At 53.7% G+C, this 6,897-nt stretch carries 6 protein-coding genes; 4 read left to right on the top strand and 2 right to left on the bottom strand.

Features of this window, described 5'->3' with window-relative positions:
• Window positions 1–224 precede the first annotated feature (224 nt).
• Genes ACUVTU_RS12895 through ACUVTU_RS12910 form a run of 4 tightly spaced genes read left to right on the top strand, consistent with a single transcriptional unit; the run spans window position 225 to window position 4,147 of the window.
• Complete coding sequence (locus ACUVTU_RS12895; protein ID WP_445890360.1) at window positions 225–677, top strand: ACT domain-containing protein; 453 nt, start codon at window positions 225–227, stop codon at window positions 675–677.
• 22 nt (window positions 678–699) lie between these two features.
• Window positions 700–1,983, top strand: coding sequence for a homoserine dehydrogenase (locus ACUVTU_RS12900; RefSeq protein WP_445890361.1), 1,284 nt, complete (start codon window positions 700–702; stop codon window positions 1,981–1,983).
• A 5-nt stretch (window positions 1,984–1,988) separates the two neighbouring features.
• Window positions 1,989–2,891 (top strand): homoserine kinase, encoded by a 903-nt coding sequence (gene thrB / locus ACUVTU_RS12905; RefSeq protein ID WP_445890362.1) that lies wholly within the window; start codon window positions 1,989–1,991, stop codon window positions 2,889–2,891.
• A gap of 41 nt (window positions 2,892–2,932) precedes the next feature.
• Window positions 2,933–4,147, top strand: a complete 1,215-nt coding sequence (locus tag ACUVTU_RS12910) for an aspartate kinase (RefSeq protein WP_445890363.1) — start codon at window positions 2,933–2,935, stop codon at window positions 4,145–4,147.
• Between the two features lie 102 nt (window positions 4,148–4,249).
• On the opposite strand, the gene ACUVTU_RS12915 is transcribed toward ACUVTU_RS12910, so the two are convergent.
• Both ACUVTU_RS12915 and ACUVTU_RS12920 read right to left on the bottom strand, forming a co-directional pair.
• Entirely contained in the window at window positions 4,250–5,407 is a 1,158-nt protein-coding gene (locus tag ACUVTU_RS12915; RefSeq protein ID WP_445890364.1) for a stalk domain-containing protein, read from the bottom strand.
• A 175-nt stretch (window positions 5,408–5,582) separates the two neighbouring features.
• The gene (locus ACUVTU_RS12920; RefSeq protein ID WP_445890365.1) at window positions 5,583–6,800 is read right to left on the bottom strand and encodes a cofactor-independent phosphoglycerate mutase; all 1,218 of its coding nucleotides are present in this window, start codon (window positions 6,798–6,800) and stop codon (window positions 5,583–5,585) included.
• Between the last annotated feature and the right edge of the window lie 97 nt (window positions 6,801–6,897).

A 6,897-nucleotide genomic window follows, 5' to 3' on the forward strand; every position in this document is an offset into this window, starting at 1 on the left:
CGATGGTACTGGGGGGTCGACCCCTGGGAGAGCAGGTCGCCGCCGCAATAATTTTGGATACCCGGCAGCTCTGTTCGGAGCGCCGGGTATCTTATTTTTTGTAAAATAAACTAACTATTGCAAAAACAAGCCAGGGTATTGACAAAAGTAAGTGTCTATTGTATAAAGATATATGTCCACTGGTTGAGTACACAGGCATTGCTACATATACAGGGGGGATTTATTTGACCGGCACTCCCCGTTTTTACATTGTCCAGGAGGATATCCTGCCGGAAGCCCTGATCAAAACTGTGCAGGCCAAGGAGCTCCTGCGCAGTGGAGAGGTTTCCACCGTCGCCCAGGCTGTGGAGAGGGTGGGCCTGAGCAGGAGCGCTTTTTACAAATACAAAGACAAGGTTTTTCCGCTGCAATACTGGGGGCAGGGCCGCACTGTGGTGATCAGTCTGCTGCTGGAGCACAGATCGGGCGTACTTTCGGGTGTCCTGACCAAGATTGCCGCTATGCATGGCAATGTGGTTACAATTAACCAGGATTTTCCCCGCCAGGGCGTAGCAGCTGTCACGGTCACGGTGGAAACCTCGCAGATGACGGCGGGCGTGGGACAACTATTATCACTGCTCGGTGAGCAACCCGGTGTACGGCAGGCTGTGTTGCTGGGCGAGGGTGAACAAACATGAACGGGAAGGAAGGAGACAAAACATGCCAACCATCAGAGTGGGACTGCTGGGATTGGGGACTGTAGGCAGTGGAGTGTATAAAATACTCACCGGCAACCAGGAAAGTATTGCCAGCAAGGTGGGCGCCAATGTGGAGATTACCAGAATACTGGTGCGCGACCGCTTACGCAATCGATCCTTGCCGGTCGATTCCGCCATCCTGACGGAAAATGCCGCCGATATTATCGAAAACCCGGAGATAGATATTGTTGTGGAAGTAATGGGCGGTCTGGAACCAACCCTGGATTATGTTCTGACCGCTTTGAAAAATGGCAAAAGTGTGGTTTCGGCCAACAAGGATATGGTGGCTCTGTATGGTCGGGAATTGTTTGCGGCTGCCCGGGAGAGTGCCGTGGACTTTCTCTTTGAAGGCAGTGTAGCCGGAGGAATCCCCATCATCAGGCCGCTGAAGGTATGCCTGGCGGCCAACCGCATCCAGGAGATCATGGGCATAATTAATGGAACAACCAACTATATGCTGACCAAAATGACCCGGGAGGGCAGCGACTACCAGCAGGTGCTGGCCGAGGCCCAGCAGATGGGTTATGCTGAAGCGGATCCCAGCGCCGATGTAGGCGGACTGGATGCCGCGCGCAAACTGGCTATCCTGGCTTCCATCGCCTTCAATACCAGGGTGACTTTAAATGATGTTTATGTGGAGGGAATTGAGAAGATCGGGGCCCGGGATATTGCTTATGCTTCCGAACTGGGCTATATTGTAAAGCTGCTGGGTATTGCCAAAGAAACCCCGGAGGGTATCGAAGCCAGAGTACACCCCTGCTTTATCCCCCATCATCACCCCCTGGCGGCGGTCAGCGATGTTTTTAATGCGATTTTTGTGCGGGGCGATGCCGTGGGTGAAACCATGTTTTACGGTCGGGGAGCCGGTGAGATGCCCACGGGCAGCGCTGTGGCCGGTGACATTCTGGACGCGGCCCGCAACCGGCTGCGCGGTACCTGTGGTATAAACTGCACCTGCTATGAGCAGAAAATGATCCGGCCGGTGGAACAGATCAGCAGCCGCTATTATATCCGCCTCAATGTTCAGGACCGGCCCGGCGTGCTGGCTTCTATTGCTTATGCCTTTGGCGACAAGGAGGTCAGTCTGGCCACCGTGTTGCAGAAGCATACCCGCGGTGAACAGGCGGAAATTGTCCTGATTACGCACCGGGTGCGCGAGCTCAATCTCCAGGATGCGCTCAAACTGGTTCAACAACTATCATCGGTACACGCTGTCTCCAATGTCATTCGGGTAGAAGGTGAATAAGGGAAATGACTGCAGTGCGCGTAACGGTTCCTGCCTCCACGGCCAATCTGGGACCCGGCTTTGACTGCCTGGGGATGGCTCTAAATCTTTACAATATAGTAGAAATGCAGGAAGCAAGCGGTCTGGAAATTATTGTGGAGGGTGAGGGGGCCGGCAGTATTGCCCGGGATGCCAGCAATCTGGTTTACCGGGCAGCGACTTTGCTGTTGAACAAAGCCGGTTACCGGCCGCCGGGATTAAACATCCGCTTGATCAATAATATCCCGCTGGCGCGCGGACTGGGCAGCAGCAGTGCAGCCATTCTGGGCGGTTTGCTGGCGGCCAATGCCCTGAGCGGCGGTACTTTTTCCAGCGCCGAACTGCTGGATATGGCTTTGGAACTGGAAGGGCATGCCGACAATCTGGCCGCGGCGCTCTGGGGAGGTATTGCCGTAGTGGCTCCGGTAGAGGGAAGAGTCAGACATGTGCAACTGGATCCGCCGGCCGGGCTAAAAGTGATTGCGGCGGTACCAGACTACACACTGAGCACAGCGGCCTCCCGGCAGGTGCTGCCCGAAACCATACCCTACCGCGATGCCGTATACAATCTGGGACGTTTGGCTTTATTGATAGCTGCGCTGTCCCGGCAGGACACCGACCTGTTTTCTGTGGCCATGCAGGATGTTTTGCACCAGCCCTATCGCTCGGCTTTGATCCCGGGGATGGACAGGATCATGCAGGCGGCCCGGGATGCCGGCGCCCGCAGTGTTACTCTGAGCGGAGCCGGGCCCACCATTACAGCTTTTGCCTGCGAGAGAGAGGCGGACATTGCCCGGGCCATGCAGCAGAGCATGCAGGACAGCGGTATTAACTGCCGGGTTTTGATCCTGCAGCCCGATCACCGGGGAGCTGTCTGGAGCAGGCTGTAACAGTATGGCGCACATTATTGCAGAGAGGAAGGAATAGCATTATGCTGGTTGTGCAGAAATATGGTGGCAGTTCTGTGGCCAATCCGGAACGGATTAAAAATGTGGCCCGGCGGGTGGTGGAAACCCGCCGGCAGGGGCACGACGTGGTGGTGGTGGTCTCGGCCATGGGCGACACCACCGATGAACTGATTGACTTGATGAAACAGATATCCAGCCAGCCGCCGGAAAGGGAAATGGATATGCTGCTTTCCACCGGCGAGCAGATTTCCATTGCCCTGCTGGCCACGGCTATCGGTGAGCTGGGCGAGAAAGTAATTTCCCTCACCGGTCCCCAGGTGGGCATTATTACCGATGATGTGCACACCAAGGCCAGAATTGTGCAAATCACCGGGGATCGCTTGCAGCAGGAACTGGCAGCGGGCAGTATTGTGGTGGTGGCCGGTTTTCAAGGGATCAACGGTGCCAATGACATCACCACGCTGGGACGCGGCGGTTCGGATACCACAGCAGTTGCCCTGGCGGCTGCCCTCCAGGCGGACGTGTGTGAAATATATACCGATGTGGATGGGGTTTACACCGCTGACCCGCGTCTTGTGCCCACGGCGCGCAAACTGGACGAGATCTCCTACGATGAGATGCTGGAGCTGGCCAATCTGGGCGCCCAGGTCCTGCACCCCCGTTCGGTGGAATGTGCCAAGCTTTACGGTATCACCATCCATGTGCGCAGCAGTTTTCATCACCGGGAAGGAACTTATGTCAGGGAGGTTGCCAATATGGAGAAACCGCTGGTAGTGACCGGGATAGCCCATGATCTGAATGTGGCCCGCATCGGCCTGTTTGATGTGCCCGACAAACCGGGTGTGGCCTGGCGCATTTTTGCCGCTCTGGCCGCGGAAAATATCAACGTGGATATGATCATCCAGAGCGCCATGCGCGATGAGCAGAACAACATCGCCTTTACTCTGGCCAAAACCGATCTGGCCAAAGCACTGGCTGTGGTGGAAAAGATCCAGGACAGCGTGGGCATTAAGAGCTACACCTACGATGACGATGTAGCCAAGGTATCCATTGTCGGCGCCGGCATGGTTACCAATCCCGGGGTGGCGGCCATGATGTTTGAAGCGCTGGCCCAAAGAAACATCAATTTAGAAATGATTACCACATCCGAAATCAAGGTCTCCTGTATTGTCAAGGCCGGACATGCCCGGGAGGCTGTTCAGGCCCTGCACGAAATGTTCGCCCTGGCTAAAATATAGCCCATAATGATCGAGTGAAGTTATTAAAAGCGATCCCGGCCGATTAATTAGTAATCGGCCGGGTTAATGTAAACGTTGACAGGGAATATGACGCATCTTCACTTATTTTGGTGGAAAAATATACACGGGTACTCTTACCACATCCTTTTCCCGTCCATCTTCTGGACTAATCCAGAACACTTCCAGATTCGCTTCACCCACCACAGTTTTAGCCCACTTCAGTTCCAGTTGAAAATCTCCGCGTCCGGGTGCTCCGGTCAGTGCGGTGGTCCAGCCAGTAGCAATTTTTTCCCCGTTACTGCGGACGAGACGGGCCTGAACAGTTCCTTCAAAAACCATGGCACTACCTCGCACGGTTAACAAATTATTCTTGACCAGCATGCCCGGGTAAGGTCTGGTTACCCAGATGGCCGGTTCCACAACTTTTGATAAATCTCTGGTAAAAGGCTGTTCATATAATCCCACATGGCCCCACCAGTCCATTACGCGTTGATCTAGTTCTCCTTCCACCATAAAAGAAACTTTTTTGATGGTGGGGAATTCTGTCAGGGTATTAACTATGCTCTGTATACCCAGTTCTTCCAGGGCAGCTCCCACATTGGCCTGCAATACTTCGCGAGAGAAATTGACAGTTGCCTGCAGGTCTTTTATTTCTATTCCCAGAAGTTGCGTAGCAGGCGGCAATATGCGTGAAGCACCTCCTGTCTGAACCTTCCCTTGTATTAACTCGTTAATAGCAGCATGTGCTACCTGTTTGGTATATGGTAATTCATGCACTTCCCGCACCAGATATGCATCGTATACGGTCACCTTTGGATAATATACAGCCAGCCGCACCAGAGAACTGATCAGTACCGAGGAGGTATCGGTATCCCATTCCACCTGGCAGTTTAATGCTTCAGCAAAATATCTAACCGGCACTACGGTTCTGCCTTGTATAACTTGTACTGGTACATCCATGTTGATGGTGCTGCCATTTTTATAGATGACTTTACTGCCCACCGGTAACAGCAGAAAAATATTGCTTTTATTTACCACAACAACATTCATCTCGGCACAATAACATACCTTTGCTCCCAGGGCCTCGGCTGCTGCTCTTACAGGCAGCATTACCCGTCCATCAATAAGGTAAGGGGAAAGGTCAGTAGATATTTTTTTCCCATCCACGAAAAGATGAATATCACTGGCTGAACATATGCCCTGAAAAGAACATGTTATAAATATAACAAAAATTAGGCAAAACAAGCATTTTCGCAACATTATTGCGCATCCTTTCTTGGCTGGAGATATTCGGTTGAAATGTTATTATTCAATATATTCATACGCCCTGAAAAATTACCCGGTCAAAAACTGTGCAAAAAAGAAAAAAAAGCTGGCAGCCGGTAATCCAGGATTACCAGCTACCAGCTTTTTTCCATCTCTGTCCACGGCGCTTTTATCTTTCGCTAGTTCCGAAAAACAGCGGCAGCAGATCGGGTCCGTTCTCCACAAAAAGCCCGGTTTGGGAAGCTGCCTTTTCACTGAAACCGGTACCTTCCCCGGAGGCAGTCCTGGCTGGGGAGCGGCAAATAACAAAGGGTACCGGATCGGCGGTATGGGTGCGCTTGCACAGCGGCGTGGGGTGGTCGGGGAGAACCAGCAGGGAAAATTCTGTACCGGCCATGTCCTGTAAAATGGGTCCCACCACCAGGTGATCGATCTTTTCAATGGCCGCTATTTTATCGGCCAGGATGCCCTGGTGGGCTGCTTCGTCGGGCGCCTCAATATGCACATACACAAAATCCAGGCCCTCCCGCAATGCCGCTACGGCAGCCCTGGCCTTGCCGGCAAAATTGGTGTGCAGGTTACCGGTAATGCCCGGTACATCAATCACCTGCATCCCGGCACAAAGACCAATGCCCCGGATTAAATCGACAGCAGAAATCACGCCACCCTTTAAGCCGAAAAGGTCCTGGAAAAGGGGCAGGGCGGGCTTTTTCCCCTGGCCCCAGAACCACAGGCTGTTGGCCGGTCGCAGGCCCCTGGCCAGGCGGGCGATATTCACCGGGTGGCTGACCAGCAACTCGTAGCTCTTTTTCATTAAAAATAACAATTGCTCGCTGCCCGGGCCCGTGGGCAGATAGCCGGCCACCGGCTGCTCCAAAATATCGTGGGGTGGGGTGTAGTTACCGGCCATCTCTCCGTGATGCCAGATCAGCAAATGGCGATAACTGACTCCCGGGTAAAAGCGCATCGCTGAACTGCCCAGGGCGCGGTCAATGTCCTGTATGATTGCGGCCGCTTCTTCTGAAGAAATTTCCCCCGCGCTGTAATCCAGCATAGTTTTTTCTTCATAGGGTTCGTGTTCGGAAAGCGTAACCAGATTGCAACGGAAAGCCACATCGGCCGCCTGCATCTGCACGCCAATGCTCACTGCTTCCAGAGGAGAGCGGCCCGTGTAATAGCGGGCCGGGTCGTAGCCCATCACCGACAGGTTGGCCACGTCACTGCCGGGAGGAAAGCCTTCCGGAACCGTTTTGACCAGCCCCACGGTGCCGTGGGCGGCCAGATAGTCCAGATGGGGCGTGCGGGCCTGTTCCAGCGGGGTGCGGCCGGCCAGCTCCGGCAAAGGATAATCGGCCATGCCATCGGCCAGAATTACTATGTACTTCATGCATAACGCCTGCCTTTTCTGGATTAATCTGTTTGTTAACAAAAACCTGGATCCGTGATACCATCTCACCAATAACCATTTTCAGGCATAATCTGGG

The sequence above is a fragment of the Desulfurispora sp. genome, from assembly GCF_052744395.1.